This is a genomic window from Streptomyces sp. NBC_00576, from assembly GCF_036345175.1.
Lineage (GTDB): Bacteria > Actinomycetota > Actinomycetes > Streptomycetales > Streptomycetaceae > Streptomyces.
Genome location: NZ_CP107780.1, coordinates 8,739,137 through 8,755,812, shown reverse-complemented (window position 1 = coordinate 8,755,812; position 16,676 = coordinate 8,739,137). Strand labels below are relative to the sequence as shown.

The window sequence follows — 16,676 nt, the reverse complement described above, 5'->3', positions numbered from 1 at the left end:
GTTCAACACCTGCCCGAACACCAGGGTTGACAGGCTGCTTCTCCAAAAACCTATCGGTCCGCCCGCACCCGCGGACAATCGGGCACCGACAGTGGCGCACCCCTGGTCCTGTCGGGTCTCTACAGTCGGCGTGCTGCCGGCTCCCGTCTCCCGCACTGCCCTGATCGAGGCGAATCCGTTGGAAGCCTTGATGTCAGACCTGCATGATTCACTGCGAGACAGACGCATCACACTCACCGTGACAAGGAGAGGCCGCTCATGGCCCATGAGGTCGATCAGTCATTCCTGGCACTGCCCCTACGTGCCCTGGCCGACGCCGCCCTCGCCCGCGCGCGTGCGCTCGGTGCCGAGCACGCGGACTTCCGGTTCGAGCGGGTGCGCAGCGCGTCCTGGCGGCTGCGGGACGCCAAGCCGTCCGGATCGTCGGACACCACGGACCTGGGCTACGCGGTGCGGGTGGTGCACGGCGGCACCTGGGGGTTCGCATCGGGTGTGGATCTGAGCATGGACGCCGCCGCGAAGGTCGCCTCTCAGGCCGTGGCCATGGCGAAGCTCTCCGCCCAGGTGATCAAGGCGGCGGGGTCCGACGAGCGTGTGGAACTCGCCGACGAACCGGTGCACACCGACACGACCTGGGTCTCTTCCTACGAGGTCGATCCGTTCAGCGTGCCCGACGAGGAGAAGGCGGGCCTGCTGGCCGAGTGGAGCGCGCGGCTGCTCGCGGCGAACGGGGTCAACCATGTCGACGCCTCGCTGCTCACGGTGCACGAGAACAAGTTCTACGCCGACACCGCGGGGACCGTCACCACACAGCAGCGGGTGCGGCTGCACCCGCAGTTCACGGCCGTCTCCGTCGACGAGTCGAGCGGCGAGTTCGACTCGATGCGGACCATCGCGCCGCCCGTCGGGCGCGGCTGGGAGTACCTCACGGGCAAGGGATGGGACTGGGACTCCGAGCTCGAACAGATCCCCGAGCTGCTCGCCGAGAAGATGCGGGCACCGAGCGTCGAGGCGGGGCTGTACGACCTGGTCGTCGACCCGTCCAACCTGTGGCTGACCATCCACGAGTCCATCGGCCACGCCACCGAGCTGGACCGGGCCCTCGGCTACGAGGCTGCGTACGCGGGCACGTCCTTCGCGACCTTCGACCAGCTCGGCAAGCTCAGATACGGCTCCGAGCTGATGAACGTCACCGGCGACCGCACCGCCGAACACGGTCTGGCGACCATCGGCTACGACGACGAGGGCGTCGCCGGTCAGTCGTGGGACCTGGTGAAAGACGGCACCCTCGTGGGGTACCAGCTGGACCGGCGGATCGCGAGGCTGACCGGGTTCGAGCGGTCCAACGGGTGCGCGTACGCCGACTCTCCCGGGCATGTGCCCGTGCAGCGCATGGCCAATGTCTCGTTGCAGCCGGACCCGGGCGGGCTGGCGACCGAGGATCTCATCGGCGGGGTCGACCGCGGGATCTACGTCGTCGGGGACCGGTCCTGGTCCATCGACATGCAGCGCTACAACTTCCAGTTCACCGGGCAGCGGTTCTTCAGGATCGAGAACGGCCGGATCGCCGGGCAGCTGCGGGATGTGGCCTACCAGGCGACGACCACCGACTTCTGGGGCTCCATGGCGGCCGTCGGCGGTCCGCAGACATATGTACTGGGCGGTGCCTTCAACTGCGGCAAGGCCCAGCCGGGGCAGGTCGCGGCGGTGTCCCACGGGTGCCCGTCGGCCCTCTTCAAGGGCGTCAACATTCTCAACACCACACAGGAGGCCGGTCGATGAGCGCCCGTATGAACAAGCCGCACGAAATCGTCGAGCGGGCCCTCGAGTTGTCCCGGGCCGACGGGTGTGTCGTCATCGCCGACGAGGAGTCGACTGCCAACCTGCGCTGGGCGGGCAACGCCCTCACCACCAACGGGGTCACGCGCGGGCGCACGCTCACCGTCGTCGCCACCGTCGGCGGCAAGCAGGGCACGGCCTCGGGGGTCGTCTCCCGCGCTGCCGTCACCGCCGACGAGCTGGAACCGCTCGTACGGGCCGCCGAGGCCGCCGCGCGCGGCGCCGGGCCCGCGGAGGACGCCCAGGCGCTGGTCGGGGGTGTACCGGAGTCCCCGGACTTCACGGACGCGCCGGTCGAGACCTCGTCCGCGGTGTTCGCCGACTTCGCGCCGGCGCTCGGCGAGGCGTTCGCACGCGCGCGTGCGGGCGGCCGGGAGCTGTACGGCTTCGCCAACCACGAGCTGGTGTCGAGTTACATGGGTACGTCGACGGGACTGCGCCTGCGCCATGACCAGCCCAACGGGACGCTGGAGCTGAACGCCAAGTCCCCGGACCGTACGCGGTCCGCGTGGGCCGGGCGGTCGACTCGGGACTTCAAGGACGTCGACCCGGCTGCCCTCGACGCCGAACTCGCCGTACGCCTCGGCTGGGCGGAGCGGCGGATCGAGCTGCCCGCCGGGCGGTACGAGACGCTGCTGCCGCCGACCGCCGTCGCCGACCTGCTGATCTACCAGATGTGGTCGGCGTCCGCGCGGGACGCCGCCGAGGGGCGCACGGTGTTCTCCAAGCCGGGCGGCGGGACCCGTATCGGCGAGAAGCTCACCGAGTTGCCGCTGACGCTGCGCAGCGACCCGAACGAGCCCGGCCTGGAGGCCTCCCCCTTCCTGCTGGCCCACTCCTCCGGCGACGACCAATCGGTGTTCGACAACGGGCTGCCGCTGAGCGCCACGGAGTGGATCCGCGAGGGCGAACTGAACCGGCTGATCACCTCCCGGCACACCGCCGGGCTGACCGGCCTGCCCGTGTCGCCGGCGATCGGGAACATCGTCCTGGACGGGGGCGAGGACAGATCCCTGGAGGAGATGGTCGCGAACACGGAGCGCGGGCTCCTGCTGACCTGCCTCTGGTACATCCGCGAGGTCGACCCGGCCACCCTGCTGCTCACCGGCCTGACCCGCGACGGGGTGTACCTCGTGGAGAACGGCGAGGTCAGCGGGGAGGTCAACAACTTCCGGTTCAACGAGTCGCCGGTGGACCTGCTCGGGCGGGCCGTCGAGGCGGGGCGCACGGAAAAGACGCTGCCCCGGGAGTGGAGCGACTGGTTCACTAGGGCTGCGATGCCCGCGATGCGGGTGCCGGACTTCAATATGAGCTCTGTCAGTCAGGGCGTATAACCTCGTACCTGATTCACGAGACCACTCAAGGAGATACGAGAACCGTGACGGACATCGTCGACGAGCTGAAGTGGCGTGGGCTGTTCGCCCTGTCCACTGACGAGGACGCTTTGCGCAAGGCGCTCGCGGACGGTCCCGTCACGTTCTATTGCGGTTTCGACCCGACGGCGGCCAGTCTGCACGTCGGTCACCTGGTGCAGGTGCTCACCATGCGCCGCCTCCAGCAGGCGGGCCTGCGGCCGCTGGCCCTGGTCGGCGGGGCGACCGGCCAGATCGGCGACCCGCGTCCCACCGCGGAGCGCACGCTGAACGACCCGGAGACGGTCGCGAACTGGGTGACGCGGCTCCGCGCGCAGATCGAGCCGTTCCTGTCCTTCGAGGGCGAGAACGCCGCTGTGATGGTGAACAACCTGGACTGGACGGCCGGCCTGTCCGCCATCGAGTTCCTCCGGGACATCGGCAAGCACTTCCGTGTCAACAAGATGCTGACCAAGGACTCCGTCGCCCGGCGGTTGGAGTCCCAGGAAGGGATCAGCTACACGGAGTTCAGCTACCAGCTCCTGCAGGGCATGGACTTCCTGGAGCTGTACCGGAGGTACGGCTGCACGCTCCAGCAGGGCGGCAGTGACCAGTGGGGCAATCTCACGGCAGGCCTCGATCTGATCCACAGGCTTGAGCCCGACGCCGAGGCGCACTGTCTGGCCACGCCGCTGATGGTCAAGGCGGACGGCACCAAGTTCGGCAAGACCGAGGGCGGGGCCATCTGGCTCGACCCGGAGATGACGACGCCGTACGCCTTCTACCAGTTCTGGCTGAACGTGGACGACCGGGACATCTCGACGTACATGCGCATCCTGTCCTTCCAGTCTCCGGAAGAGCTGGAGGCGATGGAGGCGCAGACCGCGGAGCGTCCGCAGGCGCGGGCCGCGCAGCGCGCGCTCGCCGAGGAGCTGACGACGCTGGTGCACGGCGCCGAGCAGACGGCCGCCGTGATCGCCGCGTCCAAGGCCCTCTTCGGCCAGGGCGAGCTGGGTGAGCTCGACGAGCGGACGCTGAGCGCGGCCCTCTCCGAGGTGCCGCACATCCAGGTCGCCGAGGCGGGACTGGTCATCGACCTGTTCGCCGAGGTCGGGCTGGTGGCCAGCAAGTCGGCCGCGCGGCGCACGGTGAAGGAGGGCGGCGCCTACGTGAACAACGCGAAGGTCACCGCCGAAGACGCGGTTCCCGCGAAGGAGGACCTGCTGCACGGGCGGTGGCTGGTCCTGCGCCGGGGCAAGAAGAACCTGGCGGCGGTGGAGGTCACCGGCTGATCAGGCTGTACGTGTCGTGCGCGCGTGCGTGTACGTGTGAGGGGGGCGGCCCTGTTGATCGGGCCGCCCCCCTTCACACGTACCGCGTACCGCTACGCGTGATGTCTCCTGCCGCGCATCTTCGAGTACGCCATGTCTCCCAGGAGCACGATCACGACGGCCGCCGCGAGCTGGAGAGCGTGGCGGCCCCAGTCGATGCCGCTCGTCTCGTCGATGCCGATGCCCCGTGCGATCGCGTTGCCGACGATGGCTCCGAGGATGCCGAAGATGGTCGTCAGCCAGAGCGGGCTGTGCTGTTTGCCCGGAATGATCGCCTTGGCCAGCAGACCCAGCACGAATCCCACGATGATCGCCCACAACCAGCCCATTGCTGCCTCCTCGTACGGCTCTGGTGAGCATTACGCCCAGTGTCGGCCCGTTCGCGCTACGGCGCATGTCGGGGGTCTCGTACGCGGTACGGCGCAGTCCGGTCACGCCGTCGGAAGGTGCCCCGGTCTCGTAGGCGGCGCAGGCGCGGCGTAACGTGGAAGGTGTCCGGGCCTGGTTCCCCGACCGGGTTCGGCGCGGGTACGGGCCGGGGGCGTGTCCGATTCGGGTGGATGGTGGAACGTGATGCGGAAGCAGAGCAACGGTGGCGGCGCCCAGGTTTTCCGGATCACCGGGGCCCGGCAGGGGCTCGCGGACGATGTCCGCGCCAGACAGCGCCGGTACATCATCTCCATGTCTGTGCGCACGGTGGCGGTGGTCCTTGCGGCGGTGCTCTGGAACGTCGAACGGCACGTCGCGTTCGTGGCGCTGGTACTCGGCCTGGTTCTCCCCTACATCTCCGTGGTGATCGCCAACGCGGGCCGCGAGAACGCGCCGGGGCTCCCGTCGACGTTCGTGACGGTTCCGGTGCGGCCGATGATCGCGCCGCAACCGGAAGAGGACTTCGTGGACCCCACGGCGGAGGACGCCGAGGGCAATCAGGGGGCCGGTGTGCGGGGCAATCCGCGCGAGCGGGCCTGACCAGAAGTCAGTGCGGACGGCATCGCCAAGCTCAAGAAAAGCTCAGATCAATCATGGAGTTCCAGTGCCGGGCGGACGGTTACCCATGACATACTTCGTATGCGCTCCGCATCCCCCGTCGGAGCGACAGACCGACGCCGGGCAGCTCCCCCCGTGGCTGCTCGGCGTCGCCTTTTTGAGCGCGGTTTCCACCGGGTTAAGGTCGGAAAATGATCGGCCCTGACCCTGACTCCCCCATCTGTTCCGCCAAGGCATGCCGGGCGGACGCCGTGTGGGTGCTCGCCTGGAACAACCCGAAACTGCACACTCCCGAGCGGCGCAAGACGTGGCTGGCGTGCGAGGAGCATCGCGAGCACTTGTCCCAGTTCCTGGGGGTGCGGGGATTCCTCAAAGATGTAGTGAGGTTGGCCGAGTGGGAGCCTCCGGCCGGCTGATCCTGCTTCAGCCCCCGATTGCCGACATCGGCCTGTCCGGCTGGACGAACGACGGGTCGTCCAGGCCTGCGCCTGCCTTCTTGCCCCACATTGCCTCGCGCCAGATGCGGGCTATCTCCTCGTCCGGAGCGTCGGAGCGGAGGGCCGCGCGGAGGTCCGTTTCCTCGCGGGCGAAGAGGCAGGTGCGGACCTGCCCGTCGGCCGTCAGGCGGGTACGGTCGCAGGCCGCGCAGAACGGGCGGGTGACGGAGGCTATGACGCCCACGCGATGGGGGCCGCCGTCCACCAGCCAGCGCTCGGCGGGAGCCGAGCCGCGTTCGTCGGTGCCCTCGGGGGTGAGGTCGAAGCGGGTGCGGAGAGAGGCGAGGATGTCGCCCGCCGTGACCATGCCGTCGCGCTTCCAGCCGTGCTGGGCGTCCAGGGGCATCTGCTCGATGAAGCGCAGCTCGTAGTCGTGCTCGACCGCCCAGGCCAGAAGGTCCGGGGCTTCGTCCTCATTGAATCCCGGCATCAGGACCGCGTTGACCTTCACCGGGGTCAGGCCCGCCTCCCGGGCCGCTTCCAGGCCCGCGATGACGTCCTTGTGGCGGTCGCGGCGAGTGAGCGTCTTGAAGACGTCCGGGCGCAGGGTGTCCAGGGAGACGTTGACCCGGTCCAGGCCCGCCGCCTTCAGGGCGGCCGCCGTACGGCCCAGGCCGATGCCGTTGGTCGTCAGGGACATCTGGGGGCGGGGGGCCAGGGCGGCGACCCGCTCCACTATGCCGACCAGGCCCGGGCGCAGCAGCGGCTCACCGCCTGTGAAGCGGACCTCCTCGATACCGAGGGAGGTGACCGCGATGTCGATCAGGCGGACGATCTCGTCGTCAGTGAGCAGGTCCGGCTTGGCCAGCCACTGCAGGCCCTCCTCGGGCATGCAGTACGTGCACCGCAGGTTGCAGCGGTCGGTCAAGGAGACGCGCAGGTCGGTGGCCACTCGGCCGAAGGTGTCGATGAGCACGTGGGCCCCCTCCCTCGTAGCGGATCTTGTGTGGATCAGAGTTTCTCCTACACCTGCGAGCCTACGTGACCCCACTGACAACGAGACCGGCGCGATGCCACAGGATGCGGCGCGGGGCCGCCGTAGATCCCTACGGCGGCCCCGCGTGACGCCTTTGCGGCGGAATGACCCCTAGTGCGCTCCGGTTCCCGTCAGGGACCGCACCTCCAGCTCCGCGTACTTGCCGGTGTCGGGCTCCTCCTTGGAGAGGACCGTCCCGAGCCAGCCCATGAGGAAGCCGAACGGGATGGAGATGATGCCGGGGTTCTTCAGCGGGAACCAGTGGAAGTCGACGTCCGGGAACATCGCCTTCGGGTCACCGGAGACGACCGGCGAGAACAGCACCAGGCCGACCGCCACGATCAGGCCGCCGTAGATCGACCACAGGGCGCCCTGGGTGGTGAACTTCTTCCAGAACAGGCTGTAGAGGATCGTGGGCAGGTTGGCGGACGCGGCAACCGCGAACGCCAGTGCGACCAGGCCGGCCACATTGAGGTCGCGGGCGAGGGCGCCCAGGGCGATGGAGACGATGCCGATGAAGACAGTGGACCAGCGGGCCGCCTTCATCTCCTCCTTCTCGGTTGCCTTCCCCTTGCGGATGACGTTGGCGTAGATGTCGTGCGCGAACGACGACGACGAGGCCAGCGTGAGACCGGCGACGACGGCGAGGATCGTCGCGAAGGCGACCGCCGAGATCGTCGCGAGGAGCACGGCGCCCCAGGTCGAGTCGACGCCGCCGATGTGCAGGGCGAGCAGCGGTGCGGCCGTGTTGCCCGATGGGTTGGAGTCGGTGATCTCTTTCGGGTCGATCAGTGCTGCGGCGCCGAAGCCGAGCGCGATCGTCATCAGGTAGAAGCCGCCGATGATGCCGATCGCCCAGTTCACGGACTTCCGGGCGGCCTTGGCCGTGGGCACCGTGTAGAAGCGGATCAGGATGTGCGGCAGCCCGGCGGTGCCGAGCACCAGGGCGATGCCCAGGGAGATGAAGTCCAGCTTGGTGGTGCCGGTGGCGCCGTACTGCAGGCCGGGTTCCAGGAAGGCGTCGCCCTTGCCGCTGCGTTCCGCGGCGGTGCCGAGCAGATCGGAGATGTTGAAGTTGAACTTCAGCAGCACCAGGAACGTAATGAGGATCGTGCCGCTGATGAGCAGCACGGCCTTGACCATCTGGACCCAGGTGGTGCCCTTCATGCCGCCGATGGAGACGTACACGATCATCAGGACGCCGACGAGGGCGACGATGGCGACCTTGCCCGCGTCGGAGGTGATGCCGAGGAGGAGCGAGACGAGGACGCCCGCGCCGGCCATCTGCGCCAGCAGGTAGAAGATCGAGACGACGATCGTCGACGTACCGGCGGCCGTGCGGACCGGGCGCTGGCGCATGCGGTACGCGAGGACGTCACCCATGGTGTAGCGGCCGGAGTTGCGCAGCGGTTCGGCCACCAGGAGCAGGGCGACCAGCCAGGCGACGAGGAAGCCGATGGAGTACAGGAAGCCGTCGTACCCGAAGAGGGCGATCGCGCCCGCGATGCCGAGGAAGGACGCGGCGGACATGTAGTCGCCGGAGACCGCGAGACCGTTCTGGAAGGCGCTGAACTGGCGCCCGCCGGCGTAGAAGTCGGCGGCGCTCTTGGTCTGGCGGCCCGCCCAGACGGTGATGACGAGGGTCGCGACGACGAACACCGCGAACAGGGAGATGATCAGTGGCCGATGCTCGCTGGCCTCGCCTGCGGCGAGAACACTCTGCTGTACGGGGCTCATGCGCCGCCCTCCATCCGGGACTTGATCGCCTCACCCTTGGGGTCGAGGTTCGCGGAGGAGTACCGCGCGTACCACCAGGCGATGAGGAACGTGGTGACGAACTGGGCGATGCCGAGGACGAAGGCGACGTTGATGTGGCCGACGAGCTTGGTGCCCATGAAGCCGCCCGCGTAGTTCGACAGCAGGACGTACAGCAGGTACCAGGCGATGAAGCCCACGGTCAGCGGGAAGGCGAAGGAGCGGTGGGCGCGGCGCAGTTCACCGAACTCGGCGCTCTGCTGCACCTCGACGAACTCCTCCGTGGAGGGGAAGTGGCGTTCTGTCTTCGAGGGGGGCGGTGCGTCGGTAGCCACGGAGTCTCCTCGCGTTGCGGGTGCGGTCACGTCGGTGGACGGGGGTGCGTGGTCGTTCGGGGACGGGGTGGGGCTGGGTACGGACATGGCTCTTCTCTGACCTAGCGGTGATCTGGATCACAGGGGGTCGGCTCGCGATGGTAGGGCCCCCACACGTGATCCGACAGGGGGCTCGACGGTCCTCGTGCTCCCTGTCCAAGGTCACGGCGCCGCGCGAGGACCGGTTCAACTCGCCGCGCTTCTTTCCGAACTGATCTCCGGAATTCATTGCTGGCCAGCGGCGATGCGGGATAGCTTCGCCCTGTACCACCCGTCATGTACCTGCAAAATCGGAGGTGCGGGCCGCGCGCCCGTGCCCGCCTTTTCGCGCGTACTCACTTGTTGTCCGTCCCTGCTACGCGCTTGCCCGGCAACCATCCTTGTCCGGGCGAGCCTCATTTCCGGATGATATGGAGAACCCATGGCTCATCTGCGCCCCAGACGCCGGCTCGCTCTCGCGGTGCCGGTCGTGCTGTCCCTGACCGCCTCCCTCGGCTTCCTGCCCGTGGCCGCGTCGGCCGCCGAACCGGCCGCCTCTTCCGCCCCCGCCGCGGACGGTCCGAACCTCGCGTATGTCGTCAACACCAAGAGCACCGACCGTCACACGATCGGGGCGGTGACGAAGGCGATCTCCGCGGCCGGCGGCACCGTCGTCATCACGTACGGCAAGATCGGTGTGATCGTCGTCCACTCCGCGAACCCCTCCTTCGGGGCGCAGATCCGCGCGGTGCGTGGGGTGAGGTCCGCGGGTGCCACGCGGACCACGCCGCTGGTGGCCGCCGGGACGACCGACGAGGGTGCGGCGGACTATCTGACGGCCGCGGAGGCAGCCAAGGTCAAGGCCGCGTCGGCCAGGACCCCTGAGAGCGAGCCCCTCGAAGCCGACCAGTGGGACCTGCGGTCGATCGGCGCCGACAAGGCCGCGAAGATCAACCCGGGCAGCCGCAAGGTCACCGTCGCCGTGATCGACACCGGCGTCGACGACACCCACCCCGACCTCGCCCCGAACTTCTCCGCGGCCCAGTCGGCGAACTGCGTCGGCGGCGTCGCGGACACCAGCGCGGGTGCGTGGCGCCCGTACACCGCCGAGGACTACCACGGCACCCATGTGGCCGGTGAGATCGCCGCCGCCCGCAACGGCATCGGGGTGGCCGGTGTCGCGCCCGGCGTGAAGGTCTCCGGCATCAAGGTGAGCGACCCGAACAACGGGCTCTTCTACCCGGAGAGCGTCGTCTGCGCCTTCGTGTTCGCCGCCGACCACGGCGTCGAGATCACGAACAACAGCTATTACGTTGATCCGTGGCTGTACAACTGCCTGGACGACCCCGATCAGCGGGCCATCGTCGACGCGGTCAACAGGGCGCAGTTGTACGCGACGAAGAAGGGCACCCTCAACCTGGCGTCGGCGGGCAACTCCAGCCACGACCTGGACTCCGACGCGATCGTCGACGAAACCAGCCCGGACGACTCGCCGCCGGTCACGCGCACGATCGACCCGCACGAGTGCTTCGACGTACCGACCATGCTCCCGGGTGTCGTCACGGTGAGCGCCACGGGCGTCGACAACGTCAAGTCGTACTACTCCACGTACGGCAACGGCGTCATCGACATCGCGGCCCCGGGCGGCGACCGCAAGTACCAGATACCGGACACGCCGTCGCAGAACGGCCGCATCCTGTCCACCATGCCGAACGGTGAGTACGGCTTCCTGCAGGGCACCTCGATGGCCTCGCCGCACGCCGCGGGCGTCGCCGCGCTGCTGAAGTCGAAGCACCCGTGGGCGACCCCGGCCCAGCTGCAGACGCTGCTCAAGGTCCAGGCGAACAACCCGGGCTGCCCCGTGTCGTACGACCAGGACGGTGACGGCACGCAGGACGCCGTGTGCGAGGGCGGCAAACGGGTCAACGGATTCTTCGGGTTCGGGATCGTCGACGCGCTGCGCGCGGTGAAGTAGCCCGAACCGGGCGGCGCGGCCTCGACGGGCCGCGCCGCCCGCACTTCCCGCACACCCTCACGGACTTCGTTCCGATCAGTGCGCCCTGACCGCGCGCCGCGGGTGTCGCCGCGCGGCTCCCGTAACCACGACCACCAGGGTCAGGCGCGGGCCGGGCCGGAGCGGGGCGGTGACGCCCCGTACCGGTGTCAGGATCCGTCGATCAGTTTCTGCACCTCGGGCGGCAGTTCCTTGTTCGAGTAGACGGCGACGAGTCGCGCATCCGCAGGCGTGTCGCCGACCGCGATGGCCACCTCGGTCGGGACGCCGTCCACCTCGTAGGCCGTCATCGTGTCCGCCGGCAGGGTCTCGTCCTGACCGCCGGTGTCGTCGCACGCCGGGTGGGTGGCGGTGCCCAGCTTCCCGCCGGCCTTGAACGTCACGTCCGCGACGTCCTCGTACGTCCGGTCCTGGTACAGGATCCGGTAGGCGCAGGACGCCGACCCGGCGCCGTCACTGCTGCTGCTCGTCGTGCATGCCGCGGCCGCCACGGCCAACGCCGTCAACATCAGTGGCAGACCCGCGGATCGCCCGGACCATCTCATCGATGCCTCCATGGGGGCTGCCTAGTAGATACTGCGCAGCGCCAGGATCTCGCCCTTGCCGAGGGTCCTGGCGATCGTCTTGCACCTGAACGAATCCGTGTACATGGTGAGGTTCTCGTGCCCCGCCCCGACATGACCGAGTCCGAAGATGTGTCCGGCCTCGTGCGTACCGACGGAGCGCACATCGAAGAACCTGTTCGCGCAACTGCTGGTCGGCTTGTTCGTGAAGTCCTTGTCGTACGTGTTGAAACGGACGTCGGCCTCACGCAGGTCGTTCTTCACCCCCGGCATTGACCAAGTGTACGAACAGGTCGCGGCGACGGCGGTGTCCTTGATGTCGCCGGCGTCCCACACGCTCAGGCCGTCCTGGCCGGTGCACTGACTGCTCCTGTTGACGCTCGCCTCCCGGCTGGTGTTGGCCAGGTAGTTCTCCTTGGCTCCGACCGAGTCGCCGAAGCCGCAGTTGTTGTAGCTCTCGGTGATGTTGTCGAGGGCGTCCATGAACGCCCACTTGACATCCGTCTTGGACAACCCGGCGGGCATACCGCCGTCGCCGATGTACCAGGTGTAGGTGCCGTATTCCTTGCGGTCGTCCGTCTTGTACGCGCCGTCGCTGCATGCCGACGGGGAGGCAGCGGCGTCCACGTCGGCCACCTCGGCCTCGGTGGAGGAGTCCGCGGCGTCGGTGACCGTGTCCGGCTCCGCCGGGGCACTTACGCAATGCCGCCTGGCTTGCCGGTGACCGCCCGCAAAACCGTCGCCGAGCCGGGGGCGCGAACAGTCGGCGCCGGCGGAGTGGGAACGGCCGGGCGGGCCCTGGGGAGCGGACGCGCCGCGCTGGAGCTGAGTCACGGTCGGGCCGCAAACGTACCGATGGGCGGAATGCCGTACCTCCCAGTTGTTTTCCTTGACTTGTCCTGCTCTATGACGGCTGGTGAAGATCTCGAGGTGACCTTGACAAGACCCACGCCCGGGGTGCCCGGCGCGAGCGAGCCCGTGCGGCGCCCCGGGGCCGGCCGGGCCGTCGCCGTCCTGGTCCTGGTGCTGCTGGCCGCGCTGATACCGCTGCTCGGCCCGTCCGCCGCGCTGTACGGCACCGGGGAGGCCGCCGCGCCGGGCGTGAGCGGGATCGGGCTGCTGCGGACGGTGCTGTTCGCCGCGCTGTGCGTTCCGGTGGGCGAGCTGTTCGCGCGCCGGCTGGCCGGCAGGCTACCCGGGGCGCCGCGGGAGCGGGCGCGCGCTTGGGCGCCGTACGCGGCCGGGGTCGGATTCGTCGCCGCGCTGGGGCTGGCCTCGGTGGTGTCGACCGGCAACCTCGTGCCGCACAGCCTGGCCGCTATCGATGTCGGGGGCCTGTACGAGTCGCGGGACGGCAAGCTCGCGCTGCTGGAGGTCAACGGGTTCGCCGCGGCGGTCCTGTGCGCCCTCTCGGCCCGCCCTGCCATGCAGGTCTGGCCGTTGGCGGCGGTGGCCGTTGCGGAGGCACTTCGGGCCCATCCGGCGCCGGAGACAGATCCGCTGACCGGCTCGGCTCTGACCTTCGTCCACCTCATGTGCGCGGCACTGTGGGTGGGCGGACTGCTGTACGTCCTACGGACGTTGCCCCTCTGGGAGGCTGCCCATGAGGCGCGCGTGGCGTTGTTGGGTCTCTACGCGCGCGTGGCGGCCGTTCTGCTCGCCCTGATCACCGCGACGGGCATCTGGAGCACGCTGCGCCGGATGCCGCCGGAGACTGTCCTGGACCAGCTGACGTCGACGGCGTACGGCCGCACGCTGCTCGCCAAGGTGATCGTCGTGGTCACCGTCGCCGTGCTCGCCCTGTGGGCGCGGCTGCGGCTGAGCCGGGCGGCCGACCCGCTGACCGCGTACTCCCCCGCGCGCGCCGAGGTCGTCGCGCTGGGGCTGGTGCTCGCGGTGTCGGGGCTGCTCACGGCGCTGCCGGTGCCGATCCGCTGGACGTGACGGGGCGGCGAGGGGCGGTCCGTGCGGCTCTGAGCACGCCTTCGGCCAGCGACCACTGAGCGGCAACGTACGTGAGCATGATCCAGAAGTCGGGGGCCGGCAACTGGGGCAGGTCCGCGACGCCGGTCGCGATGAGGGTGTCCGAGAGCAGGAAGAGCGCGCCGCCCGTGCCGGCGAGGAGGCCGAGTGCGGTGGCCCGGTAGGCCATCGAGGTCAGCAGGAGGCTGTATCCGGCGACCGGGATGCGGAGTTCGGTGGGGAGGCCGGGCCAGAGGGCGGCGAGGGTGACGGCGAGGGCCAGAGCGTAGGCCCCCGCGAGCCGACCGCTTGCGGCACGCGCGCGCGGGGTGCCGTTCACGGTGCCGCCGTACCTCCTGAAGACGACGAGGTAACAGACGTGACCGGCCGCGAAGGAGGCCATACCCGCCAGGAACGCCGGATCGGCGTCGGAGAGGAGCAGGACGTCGCCGGCCCAGCCGAGGAGGAGGGCGACGGGGAGGAGGCGGGGGGCGCCGCACAGATGGATGTGAGCGGCGAGGAGCGGCATCAGGAGGGGTTTGGCGAGGGCGTGCCCGGTGTCCGAGCCGACCACGAGGGCGATCAGGTCGACGGCCGCGGTGAGGGCGAAGGCGGCGAGGAGAACGCGGGCCGGTCTCACGCGACGGCGGTCTCCTCGGCCGGCTCCTGCCGCGCAGGCACGGGCTGCCAGCCCGGCCCCCGGAACACCCGCCCGGCGCGCTCACGCCAACTGCCCGCCGCCTTGATGTCATTGACGATCGCGATGTACTCATGAGTGGCGACCTTGATCGGGTTGAACGTGTTGATGTTCTTCGTCAACCCATAGACAGGCCGTTCGGTCTCGGCGACGAACGAGCCGAAGAGCCGGTCCCAGACGATGAGGATCCCGCCGAAGTTGCGGTCCAGGTAGCCGCCTTGCGAGGCGTGGTGGACGCGGTGGTGGGAGGGCGTGTTGAGGGCGTACTCGAACCACCGGGGCATGCGGTCGATCCGCTCGGTGTGGATCCAGAACTGGTACACGAGGTTCGCGGAGGAGCAGAAGGCGAGCGCGGCCGGGTGCACGCCGAGGGCGACGAGAGGGACGTAGAACGGCCAGACGGTGAGCGTGGTCCAGGGCTGGCGCAGGGCCGTCGTCAGGTTGAACCTGCGGCTGGAGTGGTGGACGACGTGGCAGGCCCAGAGGATGCGGACGACATGGTGGCCGCGGTGGGACCAGTAGTAGAAGAAGTCCTGCGCGAGCAGCATGAGCGGGACGGTCCACCACAGGACCGGGACCCGGAGCGGGGTGAGTTCGTAGATCGCCGTGTAGACGGCGAGGATCGGGATCTTCCAGAGGAAGTCGAAGGCCAGGCTCCCGAGTCCCATGCCGACACTGGTCGCGGCGTCCTTGGCCTCGTACCCGGCGGCATCCTCTTCGGGGTGGATCCTGACACTGATCATCTCGATGACGGTGAGCAGCACGAAGGCGGGTATCGACCAGGCCACGACATCGGGGAGGTTGGGCATGACTGCACGTTAGGACGGCTCGCAGGTGACGCATAGACGTTGTTACTGACAAGTATTCAGGGCAGTACGCGCTTGCTTGTTGGTGGTCTTCACCAACGGGTGCGCGACGGAGTGTCAGTCGCGGCCCGTATTCTCTGGGACCATGCTCGAAGACCTGACGCCCGCGCCGTCCCCCGCCCCGTGGCCGACCGCATATCCCCAGGGATACGCGGTCGTTGACGTCGAGACGACCGGTCTGTCCCGGGACGACCGGATAATCTCCGCCGCGGTCTACCGGCTCGACGCGCGCGGTGAGGTCGAGGACCACTGGTACACAACGGTCAATCCGGAGCGGGATCCGGGGCCGGTGTGGATCCACGGGTTGACGAGCGACGCCCTGGAGGGCGCCCCTCTCTTCGTCGACATCGCCGAGGAGTTCGCGTCCCGGCTCGCGGACCGCGTACTCGTGGCGCACAACGCCGTCTTCGACTGGTCGATGATCGCCCGGGAGTACGCGCGCGCGGAGCGCGAGGCGCCGGTGCGGCAGCGGCTGTGCACCATCGCGCTGTCCAAGGAGCTGGGGCTGCCGCTGCCCAACCACAAGCTGGAGACACTGGCCGCGCACTACGGGGTCGTCCAACAGCGGGCCCACCACGCTCTGGACGACGCGCGTGTGCTCGCCGAGGCGTTCCGGCCCAGCCTGCACGCAGCGGCCCGGGACGGCGTACGGCTGCCGCTGCTGGAGTGCCGGCCGCTGACGGAGTGGTCGGGGTCAGCGGCGACAAGCGGCTCCGCGCGCCCGCAGATCGGACGACAGGCCTCCGGGGGCTACGGGGCCGGGGGCTACGGTGGCTATCAGCCGACCAGTTGGCGGCCGTCCCGCAAGCGGCCCGCGTGCCCGTACCCCAACCCGGGGCGGTACGAGGACGGCAAGCAGCTCAGGCAGGGCATGCGGGTGGCGTTCTCCGGGGACACCTCGGTCGAGCGCGACCTGTTGGAGGACCGGGCCGTCGAGGCGGGGCTGCATGTCGCGACGAGCCTGTCCCGGCTGACCAGCCTGCTCGTCACCAACGACCCCGACTCCATGACCTCGAAGGTGGTCAAGGCCCGCCAGTTCGGCACGCCGGTCGTCGACGAGGCGGCCTTCGGACAGCTGCTGCGGGACGTGGAACCCGCGGCGGAGAAATGACCGTACGGACGGGTGATTGGCGCCCGACTCGCCCGGCGCCGTCTCGCTCGCACGGCACCGACGGCCCACCCTGTGGCGCATGGCGACCTGTGAAGTATGCGGCAACAGTTACGGAATGACCTTCGAGGTGCACGCGCAGGGCGCGCTGCACGTCTTCGACTGCTTCGCCTGCGCGATCCACCGCATGGCGCCCATCTGCGAGCACTGCCGGGTCCAGATCATCGGGCAGGGCGTCGAGGCCGAGGGCCACTGGTACTGCGGGGCGCACTGCGCACGAGCGGAGGGGAGGGTGGGGATCATCGACAAGGTCTGAGAAGGCCCGAAGGGGTCCGCGAGGGTCCGCGTCCGAGGCCGTACCCCCCTGAATGCACCC

Annotated in this window: 17 protein-coding genes; 9 read left to right on the top strand and 8 right to left on the bottom strand. The window is 69.2% G+C overall.

Going from position 1 to position 16,676, the window contains the following annotated elements:
- Positions 1-258: 258 nt before the first annotated feature.
- Genes OG734_RS38150 through tyrS form a run of 3 tightly spaced genes read left to right on the top strand, consistent with a single transcriptional unit; the run spans position 259 to position 4,483 of the window.
- Entirely contained in the window at positions 259-1,782 is a 1,524-nt protein-coding gene (locus OG734_RS38150) for a TldD/PmbA family protein (RefSeq protein ID WP_330291986.1), read from the top strand.
- Positions 1,779-3,173 carry a metallopeptidase TldD-related protein gene (locus tag OG734_RS38145; RefSeq protein ID WP_330291985.1) on the top strand — a complete coding sequence of 465 codons (1,395 nt, stop codon included), beginning with the start codon at positions 1,779-1,781 and terminating at the stop codon, positions 3,171-3,173. Before OG734_RS38150 ends, OG734_RS38145 begins: the two co-directional genes overlap by 4 nt.
- A gap of 44 nt (positions 3,174-3,217) precedes the next feature.
- Positions 3,218-4,483: a tyrosine--tRNA ligase gene (gene tyrS / locus OG734_RS38140; protein ID WP_330291984.1), complete on the top strand. Its 1,266-nt coding sequence runs from the start codon at positions 3,218-3,220 to the stop codon at positions 4,481-4,483.
- A 92-nt stretch (positions 4,484-4,575) separates the two neighbouring features.
- Here the strand turns inward: tyrS and OG734_RS38135 are convergent, their stop codons facing one another.
- Complete coding sequence (locus OG734_RS38135; protein WP_330291983.1) at positions 4,576-4,851, bottom strand: GlsB/YeaQ/YmgE family stress response membrane protein; 276 nt, start codon at positions 4,849-4,851, stop codon at positions 4,576-4,578.
- Positions 4,852-5,095: 244 nt separating this feature from the next.
- Between OG734_RS38135 and OG734_RS38130 the strand changes: the two genes are divergently transcribed.
- Both OG734_RS38130 and OG734_RS38125 read left to right on the top strand, forming a co-directional pair.
- Positions 5,096-5,491, top strand: coding sequence for a DUF3099 domain-containing protein (locus tag OG734_RS38130; RefSeq protein ID WP_330291982.1), 396 nt, complete (start codon positions 5,096-5,098; stop codon positions 5,489-5,491).
- A 209-nt stretch (positions 5,492-5,700) separates the two neighbouring features.
- On the top strand, positions 5,701-5,925 hold the full coding sequence (locus OG734_RS38125; RefSeq protein ID WP_330291981.1) for a hypothetical protein: 225 nt from the start codon (positions 5,701-5,703) through the stop codon (positions 5,923-5,925).
- A 7-nt stretch (positions 5,926-5,932) separates the two neighbouring features.
- On the opposite strand, the gene moaA is transcribed toward OG734_RS38125, so the two are convergent.
- The 3 genes from moaA to OG734_RS38110 form a co-directional block, all read right to left on the bottom strand.
- Entirely contained in the window at positions 5,933-6,922 is a 990-nt protein-coding gene (gene moaA / locus OG734_RS38120) for a GTP 3',8-cyclase MoaA (protein ID WP_330291980.1), read from the bottom strand.
- 171 nt (positions 6,923-7,093) lie between these two features.
- Positions 7,094-8,719 carry a solute symporter family protein gene (locus OG734_RS38115; protein ID WP_330291979.1) on the bottom strand — a complete coding sequence of 542 codons (1,626 nt, stop codon included), beginning with the start codon at positions 8,717-8,719 and terminating at the stop codon, positions 7,094-7,096.
- Positions 8,716-9,072: a DUF485 domain-containing protein gene (locus tag OG734_RS38110; RefSeq protein ID WP_327693972.1), complete on the bottom strand. Its 357-nt coding sequence runs from the start codon at positions 9,070-9,072 to the stop codon at positions 8,716-8,718. Before OG734_RS38110 ends, OG734_RS38115 begins: the two co-directional genes overlap by 4 nt.
- Positions 9,073-9,532: 460 nt before the next feature.
- Here OG734_RS38110 and OG734_RS38105 point away from each other — a divergent pair, with 460 nt between their 5' ends.
- Positions 9,533-11,065, top strand: coding sequence for a S8 family peptidase (locus tag OG734_RS38105; RefSeq protein WP_330291978.1), 1,533 nt, complete (start codon positions 9,533-9,535; stop codon positions 11,063-11,065).
- 188 nt (positions 11,066-11,253) lie between these two features.
- Here the strand turns inward: OG734_RS38105 and OG734_RS38100 are convergent, their stop codons facing one another.
- Both OG734_RS38100 and OG734_RS38095 read right to left on the bottom strand, forming a co-directional pair.
- Entirely contained in the window at positions 11,254-11,649 is a 396-nt protein-coding gene (locus OG734_RS38100) for a DUF6281 family protein (protein ID WP_330291977.1), read from the bottom strand.
- 21 nt (positions 11,650-11,670) lie between these two features.
- Entirely contained in the window at positions 11,671-12,501 is an 831-nt protein-coding gene (locus OG734_RS38095) for a peptidase M10 (protein WP_330291976.1), read from the bottom strand.
- A gap of 96 nt (positions 12,502-12,597) precedes the next feature.
- On the opposite strand from OG734_RS38095, the gene OG734_RS38090 reads away from it, so the two are divergent.
- Positions 12,598-13,611: a CopD family protein gene (locus tag OG734_RS38090; protein ID WP_330291975.1), complete on the top strand. Its 1,014-nt coding sequence runs from the start codon at positions 12,598-12,600 to the stop codon at positions 13,609-13,611.
- Here OG734_RS38090 and OG734_RS38085 read toward each other — a convergent pair.
- Entirely contained in the window at positions 13,577-14,269 is a 693-nt protein-coding gene (locus OG734_RS38085) for a lysoplasmalogenase (RefSeq protein WP_330291974.1), read from the bottom strand. The genes OG734_RS38090 and OG734_RS38085 overlap by 35 nt on opposite strands.
- A complete protein-coding gene (locus OG734_RS38080) occupies positions 14,266-15,135 on the bottom strand; it encodes a sterol desaturase family protein (protein ID WP_330291973.1) in 870 nt (289 codons plus the stop codon). Before OG734_RS38080 ends, OG734_RS38085 begins: the two co-directional genes overlap by 4 nt.
- A 142-nt stretch (positions 15,136-15,277) precedes the next feature.
- On the opposite strand from OG734_RS38080, the gene OG734_RS38075 reads away from it, so the two are divergent.
- A complete protein-coding gene (locus tag OG734_RS38075) occupies positions 15,278-16,303 on the top strand; it encodes a DEDDh family exonuclease (protein WP_330291972.1) in 1,026 nt (341 codons plus the stop codon).
- Positions 16,304-16,382: 79 nt separating this feature from the next.
- Complete coding sequence (locus OG734_RS38070; RefSeq protein ID WP_330291971.1) at positions 16,383-16,616, top strand: hypothetical protein; 234 nt, start codon at positions 16,383-16,385, stop codon at positions 16,614-16,616.
- The last annotated feature ends 60 nt before the right edge of the window (positions 16,617-16,676 follow it).

Coding starts and splice junctions, on each gene's coding strand:
- OG734_RS38150 (WP_330291986.1), top strand. CDS start 259: ATGGCCCATGAGGTCGATCAGTCATTCCTGGCACTGCCCCTACGTGCC.
- OG734_RS38145 (WP_330291985.1), top strand. CDS start 1,779: ATGAGCGCCCGTATGAACAAGCCGCACGAAATCGTCGAGCGGGCCCTC.
- OG734_RS38135 (WP_330291983.1), bottom strand. CDS start 4,851: ATGGGCTGGTTGTGGGCGATCATCGTGGGATTCGTGCTGGGTCTGCTG.
- OG734_RS38130 (WP_330291982.1), top strand. CDS start 5,096: ATGCGGAAGCAGAGCAACGGTGGCGGCGCCCAGGTTTTCCGGATCACC.
- OG734_RS38125 (WP_330291981.1), top strand. CDS start 5,701: ATGATCGGCCCTGACCCTGACTCCCCCATCTGTTCCGCCAAGGCATGC.
- OG734_RS38115 (WP_330291979.1), bottom strand. CDS start 8,719: ATGAGCCCCGTACAGCAGAGTGTTCTCGCCGCAGGCGAGGCCAGCGAG.
- OG734_RS38105 (WP_330291978.1), top strand. CDS start 9,533: ATGGCTCATCTGCGCCCCAGACGCCGGCTCGCTCTCGCGGTGCCGGTC.
- OG734_RS38100 (WP_330291977.1), bottom strand. CDS start 11,649: ATGAGATGGTCCGGGCGATCCGCGGGTCTGCCACTGATGTTGACGGCG.
- OG734_RS38080 (WP_330291973.1), bottom strand. CDS start 15,135: ATGCCCAACCTCCCCGATGTCGTGGCCTGGTCGATACCCGCCTTCGTG.
- OG734_RS38075 (WP_330291972.1), top strand. CDS start 15,278: ATGCTCGAAGACCTGACGCCCGCGCCGTCCCCCGCCCCGTGGCCGACC.
- OG734_RS38070 (WP_330291971.1), top strand. CDS start 16,383: ATGGCGACCTGTGAAGTATGCGGCAACAGTTACGGAATGACCTTCGAG.